Origin of the sequence: Alteromonas sp. MTD1 (assembly GCF_042848195.1) — a bacterium.
GTDB lineage: Bacteria > Pseudomonadota > Gammaproteobacteria > Enterobacterales > Alteromonadaceae > Alteromonas.
Map to the genome: position 1 here is coordinate 118,136 of NZ_BTGG01000006.1, position 21,453 is coordinate 139,588.

Annotated in this window: 15 protein-coding genes; 6 read left to right on the top strand and 9 right to left on the bottom strand. The window is 44.9% G+C overall.

Annotation, left to right across the window (positions count from 1 at the left end; genetic code table 11):
* Positions 1-39 precede the first annotated feature (39 nt).
* Both ACGHAV_RS09610 and ACGHAV_RS09615 read right to left on the bottom strand, forming a co-directional pair.
* Positions 40-756 (bottom strand): DUF1499 domain-containing protein, encoded by a 717-nt coding sequence (locus ACGHAV_RS09610; RefSeq protein ID WP_390379642.1) that lies wholly within the window; start codon positions 754-756, stop codon positions 40-42.
* Positions 757-847: 91 nt separating this feature from the next.
* Positions 848-2,755 (bottom strand): CHASE3 domain-containing protein, encoded by a 1,908-nt coding sequence (locus ACGHAV_RS09615; RefSeq protein WP_390379645.1) that lies wholly within the window; start codon positions 2,753-2,755, stop codon positions 848-850.
* 76 nt (positions 2,756-2,831) lie between these two features.
* On the opposite strand from ACGHAV_RS09615, the gene ACGHAV_RS09620 reads away from it, so the two are divergent.
* The 5 genes from ACGHAV_RS09620 (at position 2,832) to ACGHAV_RS09640 (ending at position 11,015) form a co-directional block, all read left to right on the top strand.
* The gene (locus ACGHAV_RS09620) at positions 2,832-3,518 is read left to right on the top strand and encodes a DNA-J related domain-containing protein (RefSeq protein WP_390379648.1); all 687 of its coding nucleotides are present in this window, start codon (positions 2,832-2,834) and stop codon (positions 3,516-3,518) included.
* A 256-nt stretch (positions 3,519-3,774) separates the two neighbouring features.
* Complete coding sequence (locus ACGHAV_RS09625) at positions 3,775-4,917, top strand: efflux RND transporter periplasmic adaptor subunit (RefSeq protein ID WP_390379651.1); 1,143 nt, start codon at positions 3,775-3,777, stop codon at positions 4,915-4,917.
* 20 nt (positions 4,918-4,937) lie between these two features.
* On the top strand, positions 4,938-8,039 hold the full coding sequence (locus ACGHAV_RS09630; RefSeq protein ID WP_390379999.1) for an efflux RND transporter permease subunit: 3,102 nt from the start codon (positions 4,938-4,940) through the stop codon (positions 8,037-8,039).
* 163 nt (positions 8,040-8,202) lie between these two features.
* Positions 8,203-10,044 carry a GNAT family N-acetyltransferase gene (locus ACGHAV_RS09635; protein ID WP_390379654.1) on the top strand — a complete coding sequence of 614 codons (1,842 nt, stop codon included), beginning with the start codon at positions 8,203-8,205 and terminating at the stop codon, positions 10,042-10,044.
* A complete protein-coding gene (locus tag ACGHAV_RS09640) occupies positions 10,041-11,015 on the top strand; it encodes a histone deacetylase family protein (protein WP_390379657.1) in 975 nt (324 codons plus the stop codon). Before ACGHAV_RS09635 ends, ACGHAV_RS09640 begins: the two co-directional genes overlap by 4 nt.
* Positions 11,016-11,040: 25 nt before the next feature.
* Here the strand turns inward: ACGHAV_RS09640 and ACGHAV_RS09645 are convergent, their stop codons facing one another.
* Entirely contained in the window at positions 11,041-11,568 is a 528-nt protein-coding gene (locus tag ACGHAV_RS09645; RefSeq protein WP_390379660.1) for a DUF6436 domain-containing protein, read from the bottom strand.
* 33 nt (positions 11,569-11,601) lie between these two features.
* Complete coding sequence (locus ACGHAV_RS09650; RefSeq protein WP_390379662.1) at positions 11,602-13,083, bottom strand: methyl-accepting chemotaxis protein; 1,482 nt, start codon at positions 13,081-13,083, stop codon at positions 11,602-11,604.
* 205 nt (positions 13,084-13,288) lie between these two features.
* Between ACGHAV_RS09650 and ACGHAV_RS09655 the strand changes: the two genes are divergently transcribed.
* Positions 13,289-14,164 carry a RimK family alpha-L-glutamate ligase gene (locus tag ACGHAV_RS09655; protein WP_390379665.1) on the top strand — a complete coding sequence of 292 codons (876 nt, stop codon included), beginning with the start codon at positions 13,289-13,291 and terminating at the stop codon, positions 14,162-14,164.
* Between the two features lie 55 nt (positions 14,165-14,219).
* Here the strand turns inward: ACGHAV_RS09655 and ACGHAV_RS09660 are convergent, their stop codons facing one another.
* The 5 genes from ACGHAV_RS09660 to ACGHAV_RS09680 form a co-directional block, all read right to left on the bottom strand.
* Positions 14,220-15,725 carry a DUF3300 domain-containing protein gene (locus tag ACGHAV_RS09660; protein WP_390379668.1) on the bottom strand — a complete coding sequence of 502 codons (1,506 nt, stop codon included), beginning with the start codon at positions 15,723-15,725 and terminating at the stop codon, positions 14,220-14,222.
* A 171-nt stretch (positions 15,726-15,896) separates the two neighbouring features.
* On the bottom strand, positions 15,897-16,511 hold the full coding sequence (ribA, locus tag ACGHAV_RS09665; protein ID WP_334014558.1) for a GTP cyclohydrolase II: 615 nt from the start codon (positions 16,509-16,511) through the stop codon (positions 15,897-15,899).
* Between the two features lie 151 nt (positions 16,512-16,662).
* Positions 16,663-19,500: an EAL domain-containing protein gene (locus ACGHAV_RS09670; protein ID WP_390379671.1), complete on the bottom strand. Its 2,838-nt coding sequence runs from the start codon at positions 19,498-19,500 to the stop codon at positions 16,663-16,665.
* Between the two features lie 82 nt (positions 19,501-19,582).
* Complete coding sequence (locus ACGHAV_RS09675; protein ID WP_390379674.1) at positions 19,583-19,906, bottom strand: hypothetical protein; 324 nt, start codon at positions 19,904-19,906, stop codon at positions 19,583-19,585.
* On the bottom strand, positions 19,894-21,309 hold the full coding sequence (locus ACGHAV_RS09680; protein WP_390379677.1) for a YdiU family protein: 1,416 nt from the start codon (positions 21,307-21,309) through the stop codon (positions 19,894-19,896). The genes ACGHAV_RS09675 and ACGHAV_RS09680 overlap by 13 nt, the downstream gene beginning before the upstream one ends.
* Between the last annotated feature and the right edge of the window lie 144 nt (positions 21,310-21,453).

Consider the following 21,453-nt stretch of genomic DNA (forward strand, 5'->3'; position numbering starts at 1 on the left):
GCCCGCTGCAGCGGGCTTTCTTATAACAACATCGTTTGCTTAATGATAACCAAGCTGGTTGCGTAGTTCGAAAAGAAACGCATCAATTCGCTGCGCATTTTTTCCTAAATCGCTTTTTCCAACGCGAGACTTGCTTCGAACGTCTACCAATGTATCGTCGTTTTGAACGGTTAAACGAACCACCACATCATCCTTAAAGCCGAACCACGTCGTAGTGTCTGTTGCTTCAAGCGTGTTTGGCAATGCGCCTACCGTTACACGTTCCCACCCTAGTGCATCAATGGTGCGTTCAGCGGCAATGTAAACTTCATTAATGCTTTGAGGAAGAAGTTGTGTTTTAATCTCTGGGTAGGCTTCAAGTTGCTGCTTAGTTACATCTCCGCCTTCGTAACTTACTGGGTTAGGAGCGCCCTCGCGTAGTGGTGCGATAGCAACGAACTCAGGTGGATTAGTCACGTCGGTAGTAATATCGTGAATGGGCGGAACTGCACTGGCTTTGCTCATCATGCTTACAGGCATGCCTACTGCAACAAGCGCCATAGCTGCATAAATAAAGGTGCTTCCCCAGCTTACACTTTTGCGATTTATCAAAACCTGCAAAATGATTAGAATAAGGGCTGCACCGCCTACATACACGCCAAAACGAAGAGAGGTAAATGCAGTGCCAAGGCTTACACCCGCGAACTGATAGAGTGGTCCAGGTAGTACCACCATTAAAAAGCCAACAATGCTGGCAAGGGCAATTAATACTTTCAAGTGAGCTCCAGTTTTTATTATCGTTGTTACTTTAACTTATTCTTTTCGATAATAGTTCAAAAGACTTCTCACAATCGTATCGTGCAAACTATTATGTAACAAGCTGTCGTAGTGTGCTGTTGAGTGCTTTCAAATCTAAAGGCTTTTGTAAAACGGCGTCAAACCCGGTAGCTGTATAAATTGCTTCGTCATCAGCCATAACATTTGCCGTTAATGCAACCACAGGGATCTTTGAATTATCTTTTTTCATAAGCTTACATGCTTCTATGCCATCCAATATCGGCATTTGAATGTCCATTAGTACAATATCGAAATGTTTCTTTTTAAACTGATTAAACCCTTCAGCACCGTTCTCGGCTTGCGTAGGCGTTGTGCCTAGTGCTTCAATGGCTTCTGATATAACAAGCCGATTAATGTCGTTGTCTTCTACTATAAGTACAGACTTATCGTCCAGGCTGACGTGCACTTCTCGCTCGTTTTCTATCGTATTAACTGGGTCTGTTGAACGTGTCAGCGGAATGCTTACTGTAAAACTGCTTCCTTCACCAAACGTACTTTCAACTTTTATTGTTCCGCGCATTAAGGTTACCAGCTGATGTGTAATTGCCATACCTAGCCCTGTTCCACCGAAGCGCCGTGTTATTGTGGAATCTGCTTGCTCAAAACGCTGAAACAGGTGCTGCTGCTCGGACTGTGTCATACCAATACCGGTATCTTTTACGGTTAAGGTTATTCCAGAACTGTCGGCGTTATCTTCAATATTAAAATACACTTCGCCGCTTTGAGTAAATTTAAGTGCATTGGAAACAAGGTTGTCGATAACTTGTTTTAGCCTCACTGGGTCGCCTAGCCAAAAAGGGGGGCTTACGTTGTTACTTTGCGTAAAAGAAATGCCTTTATTGTGTGCGCGTATTGCAACATCAGACAGGCTAAGTTCAATGAGTTCATTCATGTTGAAGGTAGTTTCTTCAATAATTAGTTTACCCTTCTCAATTTTGGATATATCGAGAATGTCGTTAACAATAGCGTTTAGCGATTTAACGGAATACATAGCACGTTCGATAAGTTGTGTACTTTTAGGAGGCTGTTCCTCGTTACCTATGAGCTGAAGTGTGCCGTAAATACCATTCAAAGGGGTTCTTATTTCATGGCTCATATTAGCTAAAAACGTACTTTTCACATTGGCAAGTTCTTCACTCTTTTGTTTCGACTCAGTTAATGCGCCTATATAGGTGGAGACGTTGTGCGCCATATTGCGTAACGTAGAAGATAGCTTCTCAATTTCTGATGTAGAAGGGGGGATAGAAAAGTCGACCTTTTTAGCGTTGTTATAGTGCTGTGCCGCTTTAGTAAGTTGCCTGATAGGTTCAATGACGCGACGGTTAAGCACGAAAATCGACGTTAAAACGACAATGAGCAAAGGAAATTCTGCGAACATGACACCAAAAAAGTGTCGGTTTTTAGAGAAAGCGTGATTTTCCGTTCTTACAGCAAGCAATGCCTGCTCTTCGCTGTTGAATTCATCTAGTAGCTGCCTTATTTGCTGCATTAACGACAGGCCTAAATCACTTCTAACAAGTCGTAGTGCAGCGGCTTTTTCATTGTTATTGGCAAGGTCAATGGTGCGCTTTAGTTCGCGTAATTTCGCGTCAATTAGGGTGCTTAAGTTTAAAAGGCGAGTTTGCTGAGAAGGGTTATCTTTGGTTTTGTTTTGAAGTGTTCGAAGTAGCTCTTGAATACGATCGATACCAATGAGATAGGGAGTTAGATAAGAGTTATCCTCAGTAAGTAAAAAGCCGCGCTGGCCAGTTTCAGCATTTTGAATTTGAATAAAAAGCTGCTGGCTTAATTGTATTACTTCATGAGTATGGGTAACCCATTTTTCATTGTCTTTAGCGTCTGCGCGCCCAGCAATAAGAACAACAAAATTAATTAACAACACAATTGACGCACAAGCTATAAAAAATGCGAGCGCTTTTTTTAAGTCTATCTTGGTCATTTTTTTAGCCCTAACGCTTCCAGCGTTTTTGTGCTTGAATGTTTATCCTAGTCAAGTAACCCAATAGAGTAAAGTTGTGATAAAAAACAAGGCTGAACAGGCTTTGCATCTTCAATTTAATGAAGTGCTGATTGACGCAATAGACACCCTGCAAGAAGAGTTGCAGGAGGGTATAAGTGAATATGCACTTATCTCATTACTGCAAGCACCACCGTTTAACCTTTTTGATGAACGTTGTTTATCTGACCAGTCTACGTTGTTTAAAACTCACTTTATCTTGTTTCACTGCCTTTATCGGCTGCAACAACACTACTTAAAAGCGAACAAGGGATACTTAGAAATACATGCTTTGCGTATTCAGCTAAAGGTGTTTAATTGCAAGCAAGAGCCCACTAGCGACGAGTATTCTAGGCAAAACTCGGTTAACGTGTCGGAACAAGATGAGTTGGCAAAGTATTATTTAGACTGGTCGAATTACAAAACGACAGACAAAGAAATAGACGCATTACTGGCGAGTTTCTGGGAAAGGTTTGTTAAAGGTGGGCATGACAACCTAGCTAACGCGAGTAGTGAAGGTATTAATGCGGCAAGAAATCAGCTAGCGATTCCTGTAGACGTAACGCTATCACGCAGTGTATTAAAGCAATATTATAGAAAGGCCCTTCAACTAGCGCACCCAGATAAAGGGGGCTGTAAAGAGCGTGCACAAGCCGTAATTGCTTCATACAAATTGCTAGTACCCCACGTCACTGCCAGCGATTAAGGTATTCTAAACAGTCTCATCAGTGATTTACCTGAAACCTTCGTTGCTTCGCCTTCCTTATCTTTCATCTTTTTCGTTTCCGCCGCACAATTGCAGCACTTGGTAACACGGAATGAGCAAGCATTTTTAAGCTACATAACGTTACGTGTTCGCATGTTCTATATTTAACCTTATATATCACGTAGCTCGGCGTCTTTTGTAAACGCAAACGGTGCTTTAGCGTTGTCCGAGCAAACTACTGGGAATTTGATTGACTATGAGTCGCATTGTTGATGTTGTCGCAGCGTTGTTTGCGCTGATGGTTATTACTGGTTGCTCAAATGAAAGTGAGCAGTCGCAGAGTGCGCCTAAGCAAATGCCAGCCACTGCGGTGTCTGTTGTTACTTTAAAAAAACAGCCAGTAGTACATGAAATGATATTGCCTGGTAGGGTAAGTCCTTCTCGTCAATCGCAAGTGCGCCCTCAAGTAGACGGTGTTATTACCGAAAGACTTTTTGAAGAAGGTGCTCAGGTTGAAAAAGGGCAGCAGCTTTATCAAATAGATGAAGCGCGCTATTTAGCCCAATTAAACAGTGCTAAGGCAGACCTGAAAAGTGCACAAGCTAACTTAAAAACGCTGGAAGCTAAAGCTAGACGTTACGATGACTTGGTAGCGCAAAATGCGGTAAGTAAGCAAGAATATGACGACGTAATTGCACAAAAGGAGCAAGCGCAAGCGGCTATTTCTGTGGCTGAAGCTGCGGTGGATGTGGCGAAAGTGAATATGGGCTACACCAAGGTGTACGCACCTATAAGCGGTCGTATTAGTCGTTCATTCGTAACAGAAGGCACGCTGGTAACAACAAACCAAGCGCAGCAGTTAGCTACTATCACTCAGCTAGACCCTGTATTTATTGACATGCAAGAGTCTGGCTCGGCCATTTTGACCCTGCGTCAAGCTATGAGTAAACAGGGCGCTATGGATGTAGAGCTCACCGTAGACGAGGTAACAGGAGCGCGTTATGCCCATACTGGAAGCGTAAAGTTCTCTGAGGTAACCGTAGATGAGTCGACAGGCTCGGTAACGCTTCGTGCTGAAATGCCAAACCCTGACAGCGTGCTATTACCAGGTTTGTTTGTGAAAGGTCATGTTATTACCAGCCGAGAAGAGGCATTACTGGTGCCTCAGCGCGCAACAACTAGACAGCCGGATGGCTCGTTGTCGATTTATGTTGTGAACGGCAAAAGTGAAGTAGAAGGGCGCACGCTAGAAGTTGGTAAGATTTATCGCGACCAATACGTTGTACTTGGCGGTGTGCAAGAGGGTGAGCAGGTTATTGTTACTGGCTATCAAAAAGTGAAACCTGGCGCCAAAGTTAACGCGTCATCATGGCAACCATCTTCACGCGGCTCACACTAAGCACAAGGGAATTCACTATTATGGCGCGCTTTTTTATCGACAGGCCTGTATTTGCTTGGGTATTGGCAATAATTACCATGATGGCTGGTGTGCTGGCTATCTACACGTTGCCCATTGAGCAATACCCTAAGGTTGCTCCTCCTACTGTTAGCATTAGTGCTACTTACCCGGGCGCTTCAGCGGAAACAGTGGAAAACTCGGTTACTCAAGTTATCGAGCAAAATTTATCGGGCATCGACAACCTACGTTATTTTTCGGCCAGCAGCTCGAATAGCCGTATGTCCATTAACCTAACCTTTGAGCCCGGCACCGACCCAGATATCGCGCAAGTTCAAACCCAAAACAAAGTACAAGGTGCACTGCCGCTGTTACCCAATCAAGTGCAGCAACAGGGTGTAACGGTCACCAAATCAAATAGTGCGTTTGCGTTAGTTATTGGGTTTTATTCAGAAGACGACAGCATGACGCAATACGATTTAAGCGACATGCTGATATCGCAATTTCGCGACCCTATTTCGCGCGTTAACGGCGTGGGCAATGTACGCGTTTTTGGTGCGCAACGTTCGATGCGTATTTGGCTAGACCCAGATAAGCTGTATAGCTACAACCTAACGCCAAACGATGTTCAAGCTGCGGTGCAGGTGCAAAATACCGACGTATCTGCAGGTCAGTTAGGCGGTATGCCGTCTATCGAGAACCAGCAAATTAACGCCACTATTCAGGCGCAAAGCCGCCTGCAAACAACAGAAGACTTTGAAAAAATTGTGCTGCGTGTGAACACCGACGGTTCACAGGTTCGTGTGCGCGATGTGGCTCGCGTAGAGCTTGGGGCCGAAAGTTACGATGTAATTGTTCGATACGACAGAAACCCAGCGTCTGGTATGGCAGTTAGTTTGGCATCGGGCGCAAACGCACTAGATACCATAGAAGCGGTAAAAGCCCGTGTTGAAGAGCTTCGCGCTAACCTTCCCGACAGCGTAAAAATAGTATATCCACTAGACAGTTCGCCGTTTATCGAACTGTCTATCGAGTCGGTGGTGCATACGCTGATTGAAGCGGTAGTGCTTGTATTTCTAGTGATGTTACTGTTTTTACAGAACTGGCGGGCAACGCTAATTCCTACCATAGCCGTGCCTGTTGTACTGCTAGGTACCTTTGCCGTGCTGCTGGCCTTTGGTTTTAGTATTAATGTTTTAACCATGTTTGCCATGGTGTTGGCTATTGGCTTGTTGGTTGACGACGCCATTGTGGTGGTTGAAAACGTTGAGCGCATTATGGAAGAAGAGGGGTTATCACCCGCCGAAGCCACTAAAAAATCGATGACCCAAATTACGGGTGCCTTGGTGGGAATTGCCGCGGTATTGTCTACCGTGTTTATACCAATGGCGTTTTTCAGCGGCTCTGCTGGCGCTATTTATCGCCAGTTCTCTATTACCATTGTGTCTGCCATGGGTTTTTCCGTTTTAGTTGCTATTGTGCTCTCGCCTTCGCTGTGCGCGACCCTGTTGAAAAAGCACCCTGAAGATCACGACAAAAACAAAGGCTTCTTTGGCTGGTTTAATCGAAACTTCAACAAAGGGCGCGACCGCTATCAAGCTACTACTACACATATGGCGAAACGCGCTAAGCGCTATTTTGTTGTTTATGGTCTGTTAGTTGGCGGAATGGTATTTATTTTCAATCAGCTGCCGGGAGCGTTTTTGCCCGACGAAGATCAAGGCAGAATGATGGTGCTGGTTAGCACGCCACCGGGAGCTACTGCAGGTCGTACGTTAGAGTCGCTAAAAGAAGTAGAAAACTACATTTTAGATAAAGAGCAAGACGCCGTTAATGGCATGTTTGCGGTAGTGGGTTTTAGCTTTGCTGGACAGGCGCAAAATGCGGGTATGGCGTTTCTAAACTTTAACGACTGGAGCGTGCGAGACGAAAGCAATTCTGCTTTTGCTGTGGTAGGGCGTGCTTTCGGCGCTTTCTCACAAATACAAGATGCATCTGCCTTTCCTATTGTACCGCCACCCATAATGGAATTAGGAAATGCCACTGGCTTTGACATGCAGCTAGTTGACCGCGCAGGCAACGGCCATGAAGCGCTAATGAATGCCCGTAACCAGCTGTTGGGTATGGCAGCGCAAAACCCTAAACTGGCAGGTGTGCGTCCAAACGGACTCAGTGATGTACCGCAGTTTAAAATAAATATCGACAGCGAAAAAGCGTCGGCACTTGGGCTTAATTTAAGTGAGATAAATAGCGCACTGCAGATTGCGTGGGGCTCAAGCTACGTGAACGACTTTATTGATAAAGGGCGAATTAAGCGCGTGTATATGCAGGCAGACGCGCCGCACAGAATGACGCCGGAAGATTTAGATAAGTGGTTTGTTCGAAACAGCGACGGCGAAATGGTTGCCTTTAGCACTTTTGCCACTACTCAGTGGGTTTATGGCTCACCGAAGTTAGAGCGTTTTAACGGCGTATCGTCTGTGAACATCCAAGGTAGTGCAGCGCAAGGTGTGTCATCAGGTGAAGCTATGGCCGAAATGCAAAAGCTGGTAGCGCAACTACCACCGGGTTTTGCGGTTGAATGGTCGGGACTGTCATTTGAAGAACAACAAGCGGGTTCGCAGGCGCCAATGCTGTATGCCATTTCAATATTGGTAGTATTTTTATGCCTGGCTGCTTTGTATGAAAGCTGGTCGGTACCTTTTGCTGTAATGTTAGTAGTGCCGCTAGGTATTCTTGGCTCGGTAACTGCTGCATTTATGTTTAGCCTGCCTAACGATGTTTACTTGCAGGTGGCATTTCTAACCACGGTGGGTTTGGCAGCGAAAAACGCTATTCTTATTGTGGAATTTGCCAAAGAGCAGTTTGAGAACGGTGTAGACTTAATGACTGCGGTGTCTAACGCCGCGTCTCAACGTTTTCGCCCTATCCTAATGACATCAATGGCATTTATTTTAGGGGTAACGCCATTAGCGTTGGCAAGCGGTGCTGGCGCAGCAAGTCAAAATGCTATTGGTATAGCGGTAATGGGCGGCATGTTTGCGGCCACTTTCTTGGCCATTTTCTTTGTACCCATGTTCTATGTAATGGTAGAAAAACTGTTTCACGGAAAGGAAAATACGTAGGCAGCTTATCAAGTGTAAAGTAAACACTTCTTTACCCCTATTTAAGACCAAAAGCGTAGACCAAGTAATGGTTTACGCTCTCCCGCTTAGCGTTTGGCTATGGCATTATGTCCTAGCGATAAAAACCATGACACACAGGGTTTAACGAGAAAGGGTAAAAGGTATGGCATTTGAACTACCGCAAGCACCACATTGGCCTTCGTTAATTAAATCGGGTTGCCGTGTTTTTGTTGGCGGCAATGCCTCAGTACCTTACGCATTAATTCAGCACCTTATTGATAATAGCGAAGGCTTTAGCGATATAGAGTTGGTGCACATGCTTGCATTAGGCGATACGCGCTGGGTGCAAGACAAATACAAGAACTTGTTCAAAGCCAATACATTCTTCATTGGTGGCAAGGCTATGCGTCAAGCTGTTGATGAGGGGCGTGCCGATTACACCCCTGTGTTTTTATCTGAAATTTCCAGTTTGTTTAGCGACGGAACCCTTCCTCTTGATGCGGCTCTTGTGAATGTGAGTCCGCCTGACGAATTTGGTTATTGTTCATTAGGCGCAGCGGTAGACATTGCCATGTCGGCGCTGCGACAAAGTAAGAAAGTGATTGCGCAAATAAACAAGCAAATACCGCGTACGGCAGGCCATTCCTACATTCATATAAGCGAAATTGATGCCTGTATTGAAGCAGAAGAACCCTTAGTGGAAGTTGCGCCGCCACCTATCGACTCGGTTGCTGAACGAATTGGGCAGTATGTGTCAATGCTGGTGGATGACGGTGCTACTTTGCAGTTTGGTATAGGTAAAATTCCCAGTGCCACATTAAAGTATTTGTGTAATCACAAAGACCTAGGCATTCATAGCGAGATGCTTACCGACAGCATAATAGAACTTCTTGCATCGGGGGCGGTGACTAATAAGAAGAAAACCTTCCACCCAGGAAAAGTGGTAACCAGTTTCGCCATTGGCACCCGTAAGTTATACGACCTTATCGACAACAACCCTCATATTGAATTTTACCCCAGTAGCTATGTGAATAAGCCAACCAATATTGCTAAAAATGACAATATGGTGGCCATAAACAGTGCGTTAGAAGTTGATTTAACTGGACAGGTTGTGGCCGATTCATTGGGGTACGACTTTTACAGTGGTATTGGTGGGCAAGTAGATTTCGTCACTGGCGCGTCTATCAGCAAAGGTGGCAAAGCCATTATTGCACTGCCGTCTACCGCAAAAGGTGAAAGTGTTTCGCGCATTACGCCACGTATTAGTGAAGGTGCAGGCGTGGTGACCTCACGCGGCAACGTACAGTACGTAGTAACTGAATACGGTATTGCGTCGTTGAAAGGAAAGAGTATTCGAGAGCGTGCGCTAGAACTCATACGTGTTGCACATCCGAAGTTTAGAGCAGCGCTTTTAGAAGAAGTACGACAGCATTATTGGGTGCCGCACTACCAAGAAAAATACCCTACAGATATTGCTGAGTTAGGAGCTATACAGCTTAAAAAACTCGATATTCAGGGCGAAATATTTTACATGCGGCCGCTAAACCCGGCAGACGAGCGACGTTTGCAAGAGTTCTTCTATTCACACACCAAAGAAACGCTAAGATTGCGTTATAACTACGACCCTAAGCAAATGTCGCGAGAAAAATCGTGTAATTTAGTGTCGGTAGATCAAAGCACCGATGCAGCACTTTGCATTGTTCGCCAGGAAGGGTCGCGCATTACCATTCACGCGGTAGGGCGTTTTTATTACAACCCGTCAGATAACACTTGTGAAGCGGCGTTTGTTACACGGGAAACTCAGCAAGGAAAGGGTATGGCAAGTCGTCTTTTAAACGAGCTAATCAATGTGGCAAAGGCGCGAAAGATAAGCAAAATGATGGCGTATGTACGGGGCGACAACAAGCCTATGATAGCGATATTCGAGCAAGCGCAATTTAAACGAAGATTCACCGGTGACCCCAGTGATGTTGAGTTGGTTCTAGATGTGGCGTCGCTAGCATGACAGTAAAGATTTACCGCGGATTACACGGCACCAAGCACGACCTAGGTAACGCGCACCCTGAATCACCAGACAGGCTATTTGCGATTGATGATCAGCTATTGGCTTCAGGTTTAGATATGGTGTGCGAGCACGCTGATGCAAAGCCTATTGCTGAAGCGCATTTGCAGCTAGCCCACGACCCAAACTATATAAAAAGTGTGTTTGAACGTGCTGCACAAGCTAACTTTGGTGATAAAGCGCAAACTTTGTATGCAGGTGAAAAGCAAAATATTGCATGGCTTGATGAAGATACTGGTCTTATGCGACACAGTCTTACCGCGGCGCTAGAGTCGGCGGGAGCAGGGTGTGAAGCCGTAGACTGGGTAATGAGCGGCGAAGACAGACAAGCATTTTGTGCTACACGGCCGCCTGGGCACCATGCCACTTATGATAGCGCCATGGGGTTTTGTTTTTTTAATAACATTGTTATAGCGGCGCGCTACGCGTTGCAGCATTACGAGCTAAAGCGTGTCGCCATTGTCGATTTTGACGTGCACCACGGTAACGGTACCGAAAGCATTGTTGCAGGCGATCAGCGTATTATGCTGCTAAGCAGTTTTCAGCATCCATTTTATCCACATACCGGCTCGCCAGTGCTCGCCAGTAACATACTGTCTGTACCGCTTGAAGCTGGCACCACCGGTGACGTGTTTAGAAATAAAGTGCAGCATTGGTTCGATGCGATTAGAAACTTTAAACCAGAGCTTATTTTGGTATCAGCGGGGTTCGATGCTCACGCCGAAGATCCAATGGCACATTTGCGACTGGTTGAAGATGACTATTTTTGGATAAGTCAGCATTTGCGGGCGATAGCCGATGAATGCTGTAGTGGACGTATAGTAAGTATGCTTGAAGGCGGTTATGACTTAAGTGCACTAGGACGAAGCGTGGTGGCGCATATTAAGGGTATGAGCCAACACCACTCTGAGTGAATTACTGTTTAACTCCACTTTGTTGTTAAATCTGGCAAAAGCAGCCTTGTGCATCAGCATTAATTACGGCTCCTTGATACGGAGTTTGTTTGGTATACGTAACAACCTGATCCACCATATCTTTGCCTGTGAAACAGCCGTAGCCTGTGGCATAAGGGCCTACATATCTAAGTTGATAGTCTTTATCAACAATCACGAGTGCAGGCACCGAGCTAAGCATTTTTTTGAGCATGGCCGCCGACTCAATATTTATTGAAGTAAGCTGATATTGCTCGTTTTCAAAGCGATTGAGCAGCTGTGTCTGATGTGGTTTGGTGAGGCTATTGCAATAGCAGTTTGAGGCAGTACCAATATGTACAATGCTACCTGCTTCTACGTTTTGTTCCTTCAAAAAAGCAACAAAATTACTGTCGAAGTTCGGTGATGTTGAAGCGTGCAGCAAAACACCATCCGGATCGAATTCAGAAAGCTGGCGCTGCCCATGAAGAAGCAGCGCCACAAGCATTGAAACAGCCCATCCTATAAGCAGAGCCCAGTGAATGGCTTGTCGCATGATGTTGCAAGCTTAAAGCTTAAAGCTTAAAGCTTAAAGCTTAAAGCGTTCAATAGCACCACGCATTTTACGCGACACTTTAGTAAGAATTTCAACTTCCGACGCTAATGACTTCGCCGTTGCTACTTCTTCAGAAGTAAATTCGCTGAGTCGCGCAGTGCTTTGTGCAATGGATGATGATGCGGTTTTTTGCTCCATCGCCGACGAGGCAATTTCAGTCATACTTTGGCTTGCATCACGAATCAAGCTCATAATTTGTGTCATAGAATTTGAAGCGGTCTCACTAGATAGCACAGCCTCATCAACCAGCTGTATACACCTTTGCATTTGTTCTACTGAACTTGCAGTTTGGGCAACAAGCTGTTCGGTAATACTGGTAATTTGGTCGGCACTTTCTTTTGAACGAATAGCTAGCGTTCGCACTTCGTCAGCAACCACAGCAAAGCCTCTACCGTGCTCGCCCGCTCTCGCAGACTCAATAGCAGCGTTAAGTGCGAGCAAGTTTGTTTGTTCCGCTACTGCTGTAATAGAACGCATGGCCTCTGAGATATGCGCGCATTGTTCATTAAGCGCAGAGTTGGTTTTAGCCGCGTCATTTAAGGTTTTACGTAATGAATCGACCGTGCGGCTTGAACTTGAAATTGACTCACGCGTTGCTTGAGATGAAGACTCTGCCGCAGACGCTTTGTCGCTAGCCACAGCGGTTTGTTCTGACGACAGCTGCATGGTTTGGGCGATTTCTTCTGAAGACGTTGAAACCATCGCAATTTCTTGGTCAGTTTTATGTGTTATTTCAAACATTTCATTGGCTGAGATTTCCATTTTGCCGCACCCACGAACTACGTCATCAGTAAGCGAAGATGCCAGTTCTACAAGATCCTTTACCTGTTCGATAAGCTCAGCGAATGGCCTTACCACTCTGTTTTTCTTATCTATCTCAACGGTAAGGTCAAGTTTTCCATCGTCTAGCTGCATACTGTCTATCGCTAAGCGAAGTTCGGCTGCACCTGCGCCTTCTTGATGCGCTTGCTTGGCCATATACATTAGAACGCCCCCTTCAGACACTGCAAAAGCAGCATGCATCAGTAGAAGCGGGAAAGTTACGTGGCCTTCTTCGAAAATAAATAGCGGTGCGCCGCCTGATTGCAGAAAGAAAAAGCTAATGTGATGCACAGCTACCACACCAGTGCCGGTAGCTACCACTTTCCAATCACGAAAGTAAGATAAAAATGCCAGCAGCACGAATATCTCGAAATGCATTTCGATTAAACCGAAAGACTGATGTATATGCAGTGCCGTAAGTAGCTGTGCGCCAATGGCCATAGCATGACGGCTTATGGCAGAGTATGGGTCTTGAAAGCTTAAAAATAAGGGGACGGCAGCAATAGGAATACCAAACACAAACGCAGGCAATAGCTCACCAGTAAATATACCTATGGCCACTGCCATAATAAGCTGTGCCACTATAACAACGCGAAATATTTTATGACCTTCCTGAAGCCAAGGGTACTGCATGCTATTCTCCGACCAATATTCTGATGTAATTGTAGGTTATAAATTTAAGGTGTGCTAACTTCCAAAGTTTTACGTAACCGAGTGATTTAAGACCAATTAACTTTGGTTTAAAAAAACATCAAGAAGTGTTTTTTGTTTCCTGTTGCATGTAGAAAAATAAACAACAAAACGTTAAATATGAAAAATCGGGTAAGGAACTAGAGGCATGCCAAACATTGCATTGTTATCGACCGACAATCTTGAAGACTTTTTCGTGTATGACGAACTGTTGATTCCGTATTTCAACAAGCAGGGCTGGGGGGTAGAAACGGTTTCCTGGCACTGTGCATCAGAAAACTGGTCCCGTTTTGATTATGTCATTGTGCGCAGCACGTGGGACTATCAGCAGCACGCAGACGAATTCCTTTCATGTCTTAAGGCCATTGATGCGTCGAAGGCTAAATTATTAAATCCACTTCGTTTAATGCAATGGAACATTGAAAAGTTCTATTTGAAAGACCTATACAATAAAGGTGTAAACATTGTAGATACACTGTGGTGTGACGCCTTTGACTCAAGCGTAATAGAAGACGCCTTCGCCCATTTTGCGACCGATACCATTGTGGTAAAGCCTGTATTAAGTGCCAATGCAGACGATACTTTTAAGCTATCTAAACAGGGCTGGGCAGCGCAATTAAATACTCTTGCGCGCGTGTTTGCATCTCGACGTTTTATGATTCAACCATTCCTAACGAGCGTTGTGGAAGAGGGGGAATACTCGTTATTTTATTTCGGTGGGCAGTTAAGCCATTCCATAAAAAAAGTGCCCCAGCGTGGTGATTTTAGAGTGCAGGAAGAGCATGGCGGTAGTTTGTTTTTGATAAACGCTGATGCCGCCCAACAAGAAATAGCGACTCAAGCGTTAAATGCTATGCCGCTACCCGCGTTATATGCCAGGGTGGACCTGATTAAACAAAGTAACGAATGGGCAATAATGGAGTTGGAGCTTATTGAACCTTCGCTGTACTTTAACTTAGATGATGCTTCGCCTGAACGTTTTGTAAACGCCTTGTTGGCGTATCATGAGGTTGCACAAAAATAAAAAGGCCCCAACAGCGCAGATTCTCCGTTGGGGCAAAGGCTAAAAGCCTGAAGGGTTAATGTCTTACCATTTGTTTAGACGACACCGAGCGCTTACTCTGTATAACGCTTCGCTGTGGCGCTTTGCTAGGGCTTGCTACGTTTCTGCTCACCTTGTTACTTATTTGTCGACTCACTTTGCTACTTTCGCGCTGCGTTTTTAGTTGCTGAGGAGCTCGTCGTTCGTTATAGGTTTTCACCGCTTTTGATTGCCTAGCAGGCACGGTGCTAGTCTGTCGCTGAGTTCTAAAACTGTTATCCACTCTTGCTAATCGCTCAGACTTGGCGCTGGTAATGCGCTGTGTTTTCGCAGTTTTTGCTGAAACGGGCGACAGCCGTTCGGATCTACTTTGCTTAAGCTTTTGAAGCGTTGCTTCTCGTGACGGTGATAACCGACTTTGCTTTGTTTGCTTCAGCTGCGCAGTGGTCTCTAGCTTATGCTTACGCGGCGTAGTGTTGCGCAATTTGTCGCGATGTACGTTTACCGCGGCCTCTTTCTTTCCAGAAAGTCTGTTGGCTTGTAAAGCGCGCGATGTGTTGGCACTTATCTCTCGCTTCGTTACGGCAAGGTGGTTTCTTGGCGACGTAGTTGTGCGTACTACCGAAGAATGTCTGCTTTTACTTTGCGCGTGCTTGGTGTAACGCGCCGGTGCATGATGAACAACCCGTGAAGAATAGCGTGCTCGTCGATGTTCACTTCGATGTTGCCAGCGTTGATAGCCATTGCTTACAGCACGTTTACGCGGGCTGCCGTGATAAAAGTGGCGAACCGGCTGTCTATGCACCACCACATAGCGGTTATGCCAGTGAAGACCGCCAAAGTAGAAGAAACTCGACAAACGAACGCGAGGCGCCCAAAACACATTATGGTGATGGTGATAGCTTACGCGATGGTGCCAGTAAATAGGTGATGTGGCATGCCACCAATTACCATACACAACGTGTGGATTGTAGAACGGTACATACACAACCTCACGCTGGCGGGGGGCAATGTAGATTATCTCTCGTTCACGCTCACGCTCTCGTTCAACTTCAATGTAATCGTTGGTGACAAGGTTACCTGTATTATGTGCATGCTGTCGAAGTACCTGAACGCGGTCTAATACGCGTGCTTCGCTAATCAATACACTATCGCCTAACTGCTGCAACCACTCAAGGTCGCTAGCCATGGTATTGAGTAAGTCGGTAAAGGGCGCTAGTGCTTTTACGCTTGGGTCCCAAGTTACGCTCTCTAATACATTTTCCACTTGCTCGGGCGTCAAATGCTGATTGCTCTGACGCCAGCGGTCGGCAGCAACCACGTCAAGCGGATAGGTAGCAGCAATAAGAATATGTGACAGTAGCGTGTCGGGATATAGCGCGATTGGCGCAAGCATGCTGTCTAGCTCAGCGTCTGAAAACTGCTGTTCACTTGAAACAACAGACATGTCGGCACCACTGAGTAATGGCTCGGTTTGCGCGAGCGCAGGCAACGAGGCTGTGCCTGAAAGCGCTAAAAGTACTGATAAGGTTATGTTTTTCATACAGTCTCCTTACATTGCTCTGCAACTTCACTAAGAAATTACGATGGCAACGTGGTAAGTCTGTATATGTTATAAACAACCTTGCATTAACCTAACCTGAATAAAAAGCCCGCAATTGAACGTGTTTTCAAATGCGGGCTTTTTAAATTGTAGTTATGAGCGGGCTACTTACTATTTAAAAACGTGTGGGTCGAATGCGTGCCCTAGCTTCTCAGTTTTTGTTTTTAAATAGTGTTTATTGTCTTTGGTAATGCCATGATCTATAGGCTTTCTAGCCACTACGTCTATGCCCAACGCCTTCAATGCGCCTAGCTTCTTAGGGTTATTGGTCATTAGTTCTACGTGCTTTACGTTAAGCGTGTCTAGCATCAACTTACAAATGTCGTAGCTTCTTAAGTCTGCGTCGAAACCAAGGTGCTCATTGGCTTCTACGGTATCCATACCGCTGTCTTGTAAGTTGTAGGCACGTATTTTATTTAAAAGGCCAATGCCTCTGCCTTCTTGGCGAAGGTAAAGCAAAACGCCATGCCCTTTATCAACGATATTCTGCATCGCTTTTTCAAGTTGAAAGCCGCAATCGCAGCGGGTGCTAAACAGTGAGTCGCCGGTTAAACACTCTGAATGAATTCGAATTGGCACAACATCGTCTTCTTTCCAATTACCATAGGAAAGTGCAACGTGCTCTTGGCCACTGGCTTCCACAAAGCCGTGAATTTTAAAATCACCCATTCGTGTGGGCAATTTTGCTGAACTGACGAATTCGTATTTAGGCTGTTTGCTACTCATGTTACTTCTACACTTTGGACAGTAAGCAGTAAGTGGGGATAACTTTGTTTTTTGCAAGACAGTTATCGCCAACTTTGGGGCTTAACATATCGGGTTTTCTACATTATACGCGTTTTATCGTTATTTAGCGCGCTCATGGGCGCGTTGAAAGTTACAGAGGCGTGAAATCTTTAAGTGGAGCGGGCTTAGCTACGCCAAAACCTTGGGCAAAGTCTATGCCTATTTTGCCTAGCTCTATCATTATGGCGTCGCTTTCAACAAACTCTCCAACGGTTTGCATGCCCATGGCTTTGGCAACGTCATTAATCGACGCTACCATGGCGGTATCTACACTATCGTTTAGCATGTCTTTTATAAACATACCGTCTATTTTTACCTGGCTTACGGGTAAGCTTTTTAGGTAGCTATAAGATGAAAAGCCACTGCCAAAGTCGTCAAGTGCAAAAGTACAGCCTAGACGATTGAACGTGCGCATAAAGCTAAGCGTGTCTTCCATTTTTATTATGGCGACAGACTCAATAACTTCGAAACATATTTTATGATAAGGAATGTTGTAGGTTTCAAACGCGTTTAACACAAATAACGTGAAGTCTCGGTCTGCTAAAGAATGGCAGTTCAAGTTAATACTACAGCGTTTAAGCTGTTCTAGGTGCTCAGGGTTTTCCGCAAGCCATGTAAACGTATTGGTGATTACCCACTTATCTACCTTCACGTTCATTTCAAATCGTTCGGCCGTAGGAAGAAAGTTAGCGGGTTCCACAATGTTGCCGTTGGTTTCTCTTAAGCGCAGCAGAATTTCGTAGTAGTGACCCTCGTTAGCTTGCCTTAATGGTCTAAGCGACTGGTAGTAAAGCTCGAAGCGACCTTCTTCTAGTGCATTGTTAATCGATGAAACCCAGTCTAACTCTCGTTGGTATCGCTGCATGCTTTCATCATTTTTATTATAACGATGAACCTGATTTCGCCCTTGTTCTTTAGCAAAATAACATGCCGCATCGGCCATACTTAAATACTGACCTGGGTTAACCGTGCTGTCATCGCACACCACCATACCAATACTTACGCCTAGGTTGAAAATGCGGTTGTCCCACATAAACCGATATGCTTGAACGGCATTAAGTATTTTTACTGCATTTACATAAACACAGTCATCATCTTCACCAAAATATATGATGCCAAACTCGTCGCCACCTAAGCGTGCCACCAGTGTGTTGCTGCTAACGGTGTTTTCTATTAATCGAGCAATATCTTTAATTAGCACGTCACCCGCTTTATGGCCGCAGGTGTCGTTAACAACTTTAAATCGGTCGAGATCGAGGAACAACAAGCACATCGGAACATCGGGCTCTTGCGCTATTTTATCTTTGAATTCACTTTCAAATTGCCTGCGGTTGTACACGCCGGTTAATGAGTCGTGAGATGCGAGATATTGCAAGCTCAAGTCAGACTGCTTTTTCTCTGTAATATCAATAATAGAACCATACAGATATTGCCCTTCATCACTCTCTCTTGACTGGCACGACAGTGAAAACCAAAATTCGCTGCCGTCTTGTCGTTTGCCGCGTATTTCCTTACCTGTAACATGACCTTGTTGAGAAAGTTCACCAAGCAGCACGTTTCTGTCTTCTGGGTTGGCGTAAAAGACCTTAGTGCTGGCGCCTTCCGACAACATACTATTCTCGTCCTTAAAACCAAACACTTTGCACATGGCTGGATTCACTGAAATGAGTTTGCCGTTCCACGTAGACGTATAGTGACCTTCTGCAGAATTTCTGAATAAGTCGTAGAAGTGATTAAGGTTGGTGATGGTTTCTGCTTGTTTAGATAGTCGTTGCTGATTAAGCGTTCGCTCTTTTGTAATAACGGCAAAGCCAAAACACATGAAGCCCATGGTAAGGAAAAACAGCATGCCTACCGCTACGTCAATGGTGTAGAGAAGGTTGCCAAACAGGTTTTGCGATACTAGCGCGTAAAAAACAAAAAAAGAAAGCCACGCCACATTATAAGTGCGGCTTACCGTTATGCTGGCATTTTTGTAAAACATTAATGAAAGGGTGACCTGATAAACACCCATCGCGGCGGTAAGTACTAGCAGTATAAGAGTAACGGCGTAGGCATCTAGCATGAAACAATAAGCAACAGCGGCGATAGGCGCTGCATAGTTTGCTAGCCGTAATAGTAGTGGCAGTGGTGAAAATAAATGGTGTGTTACTTTTGCAAGGCATAACAATAACAAACCAAAACATGCGGCGTATGCCCATTCGCTGGTGTTAGTAATAGACTGCCACATCGCTAACCCGCCTTGCGTGATAAATAGCAGTGCCACAATAGTGAGCGACGACATAGTTAACCAAAAGCGTGTAGGTATGCGTTGGTACAAATAAGAGAAGAAAAAGTAGAACGTAAGCACTGCCATCACACCCGACACCGCCCCTAGCAATGTGAGTAAATGGATGTCGTGTTGCCTTAGTAAGTCACGGTTCCATAACGCAATAGGGAAATGCTGTAGCCCTTGATCTTTAATACCAATAAGCAGCTTGGCATCTTGTTGCGGCTGAAGTGAAAACGACAACCTAATGTTGGGTAATGGTTGTTTTAATGAATAATCGCCTATACCCGCCCGATAACGGTAAGACTTAATAATACGCTGACTGCTATCAAGCAAATAAATTTGTAGGTCGTCTACGTTAAGGCGGTCAATGTTCAACACCAAAGGTACTTCGCTGTAGCCTTCGTGGTTAAGTACTGTGGTAAGCCATAGCCTATTGTTGCTTGACGATACGTCAACGGCATGACTGCCTTTCAGTACATCAAAATAGGTTGCAGCATTTGGTGCTACGGTGATGGACGCGTGTTGATTAATAATCTCGCGCGAAAAAGATTCGTTTACCTCAAGCTGCCCGTTAGCATTCGCAGATGTACAAGAACACACGTAGCTAAATAGCAAAGCTACAAGGGAAATTAATAGCGGTTTAGGAAGCAGATTCATGGCAACCTTCGCACTTAAACGTGTGTTTTCTATGAAATAATACTAATCCACATCACGTTATAAAAACAGTTTTGTTTCATTTTTACTCATCAACATTATGAAAGTAACGCATAAGTGCAGCGGTATCTTGTTGAGTGCCAATAGGCTCTAACCATATAGATTCACACAGCCATTCAATGCATAACACGCATTGCAAGAAAGGTTCGCTTGATGTGCTTGAAAGCACCACTTGAAAACGGTCTGCCCCCCAGTCTGACTCACTCGCATCTAACGAAAATAGTTGTTTGAAAGTATCTACCCACTGCTGAGTTTTTAGCGGTGTTGAAGGGAGTGGCTGCATAATTTCAATACTTGTTTGTCCAACACGCATGCTGTTTAGCACAGTGCTTCTTGTTAACTGCTGCATGATAAGCTGACCTGGTTTGAATTCTTAGGAGGCATTGCAATATCGTCGTTGTCCCATTGTGCGTTATACGGTGTAGACGAAGCTTTAAGCACCTGCTGTGCAAGGGTTAAGTCGCCGTTTTCTGCACGCTCAATTGCTTGCTGCAAAATATGCGTTCTTGGAATAAAAGACGGGTTAAAAGCAAGCGTATCACGGTTTACTACAGCCCCTTGGTATGCCGTATACCAGCTATCAAATTTCTCTCTATTTACAAAAAAGTCGCGAATTGGTAGCTGCGATTGGGTTTGTTGTGAAAGCGACAGTGCAAGTCGTCTAAACGACAGCGTGTAGTCTTGCTGCTCGTCTTCTATCATTGCGATAAACCCTTGCATTAAGCCAACGCCTTCCTGTGTAGCCGGTAAGCCCATTCTTTCTGTCATTGCCTTTTGGTATTGGCTTATAAACGTTGTTTCAAATAGCGAAAGGGTTTCTTTGATTTCCTCAATACTCACAAATGGCGAGAAGGCGTGGGCAAGCGCATTTAAGTTCCAAAGTGCAATACCAGGTTGCTGGTTAAACGCGTATCTGCCGCTGTAGTCAGAGTGGTTAAATACCGCATTGGCTTTGTAGTTATCGATAAATGCATAAGGGCCGTAGTCGAAGGTTATTCCATGAATAGACATGTTGTCGGTATTCATTACACCGTGAACAAATCCGTGGGTTTGCCACAAAGCAATCATTCTTGCGGTTCGTAATACAATGGCTTTTAACATTGCTTTATGTGGATTATAGGCACTTTTACACTGTTGAAAATGGTGTGTAAATGCGAAATCAAATAACGCATCAAGTCTGTCTGTTTGACGAGCGTGATAGAAATACTCGAAATGGCCGAATCGAAGGTGGCTTGGTGCGGTGCGGATCATCATCGCACCCATTTCAGGTTGTTCTCTGTAAACGGTTTCGCCACTTGTAAACATGGCCAGTGAACGGCTTGATGGAATACCTAAGTAATGCAGAGCTTCGCTGCCAATGTATTCCCGTAACGTTGAACGTAACACGGCACGACCATCAGCATGACGAGAGTAGGGTGTTGGGCCTGCGCCCTTTAGGTGTAGGTCGGTCGTTTCTCCGTGGCTATTGGCAACCTCACATAACAACAGCCCTCGTCCGTCTCCTAATTCTGGGTTCCATTGACCAAATTGGTGGCCACCATACTTTTGTGCAAATGCCTTTTTTGTAAAGGGGGTAACAGGAGATAAAAGCCACGGAAGCAGCGTTTCTGAGCTATCAATATGCTTATCTAGGCCAATTTCTTGGGCAAGCGACGCGTTAAAAAATGCAAGCTGCATTTCTTTTAATGGTGTGGGTGTTATAACCTGACCTAATGATGACAACGAATCTGCATAGTTATGGGTTATTGTCATCAAAGATCCTTAGTAATGAAGTGCATGAAAGAGTGCATTTAAAAAAAGCAATACATTGAAGCTTAGGAATTAAACCAGCATCCATTAATTGCTGTATATATTACAACACAATAACAACAGCGTTAATAAAGCGTTTTGAGGGAA

Excerpts from the sequence above, each read along its gene's own strand:
- ACGHAV_RS09615 (WP_390379645.1), bottom strand. The coding sequence starts at position 2,755 with ATGACCAAGATAGACTTAAAAAAAGCGCTCGCATTTTTTATAGCTTGT.
- ACGHAV_RS09625 (WP_390379651.1), top strand. The coding sequence starts at position 3,775 with ATGAGTCGCATTGTTGATGTTGTCGCAGCGTTGTTTGCGCTGATGGTT.
- ACGHAV_RS09630 (WP_390379999.1), top strand. The coding sequence starts at position 4,938 with ATGGCGCGCTTTTTTATCGACAGGCCTGTATTTGCTTGGGTATTGGCA.
- ACGHAV_RS09635 (WP_390379654.1), top strand. The coding sequence starts at position 8,203 with ATGGCATTTGAACTACCGCAAGCACCACATTGGCCTTCGTTAATTAAA.
- ACGHAV_RS09640 (WP_390379657.1), top strand. The coding sequence starts at position 10,041 with ATGACAGTAAAGATTTACCGCGGATTACACGGCACCAAGCACGACCTA.
- ACGHAV_RS09645 (WP_390379660.1), bottom strand. The coding sequence starts at position 11,568 with ATGCGACAAGCCATTCACTGGGCTCTGCTTATAGGATGGGCTGTTTCA.
- ACGHAV_RS09650 (WP_390379662.1), bottom strand. The coding sequence starts at position 13,083 with ATGCAGTACCCTTGGCTTCAGGAAGGTCATAAAATATTTCGCGTTGTT.
- ACGHAV_RS09655 (WP_390379665.1), top strand. The coding sequence starts at position 13,289 with ATGCCAAACATTGCATTGTTATCGACCGACAATCTTGAAGACTTTTTC.
- ACGHAV_RS09660 (WP_390379668.1), bottom strand. The coding sequence starts at position 15,725 with ATGAAAAACATAACCTTATCAGTACTTTTAGCGCTTTCAGGCACAGCC.
- ribA (WP_334014558.1), bottom strand. The coding sequence starts at position 16,511 with ATGAGTAGCAAACAGCCTAAATACGAATTCGTCAGTTCAGCAAAATTG.
- ACGHAV_RS09670 (WP_390379671.1), bottom strand. The coding sequence starts at position 19,500 with ATGAATCTGCTTCCTAAACCGCTATTAATTTCCCTTGTAGCTTTGCTA.
- ACGHAV_RS09675 (WP_390379674.1), bottom strand. The coding sequence starts at position 19,906 with ATGCAGCAGTTAACAAGAAGCACTGTGCTAAACAGCATGCGTGTTGGA.
- ACGHAV_RS09680 (WP_390379677.1), bottom strand. The coding sequence starts at position 21,309 with ATGACAATAACCCATAACTATGCAGATTCGTTGTCATCATTAGGTCAG.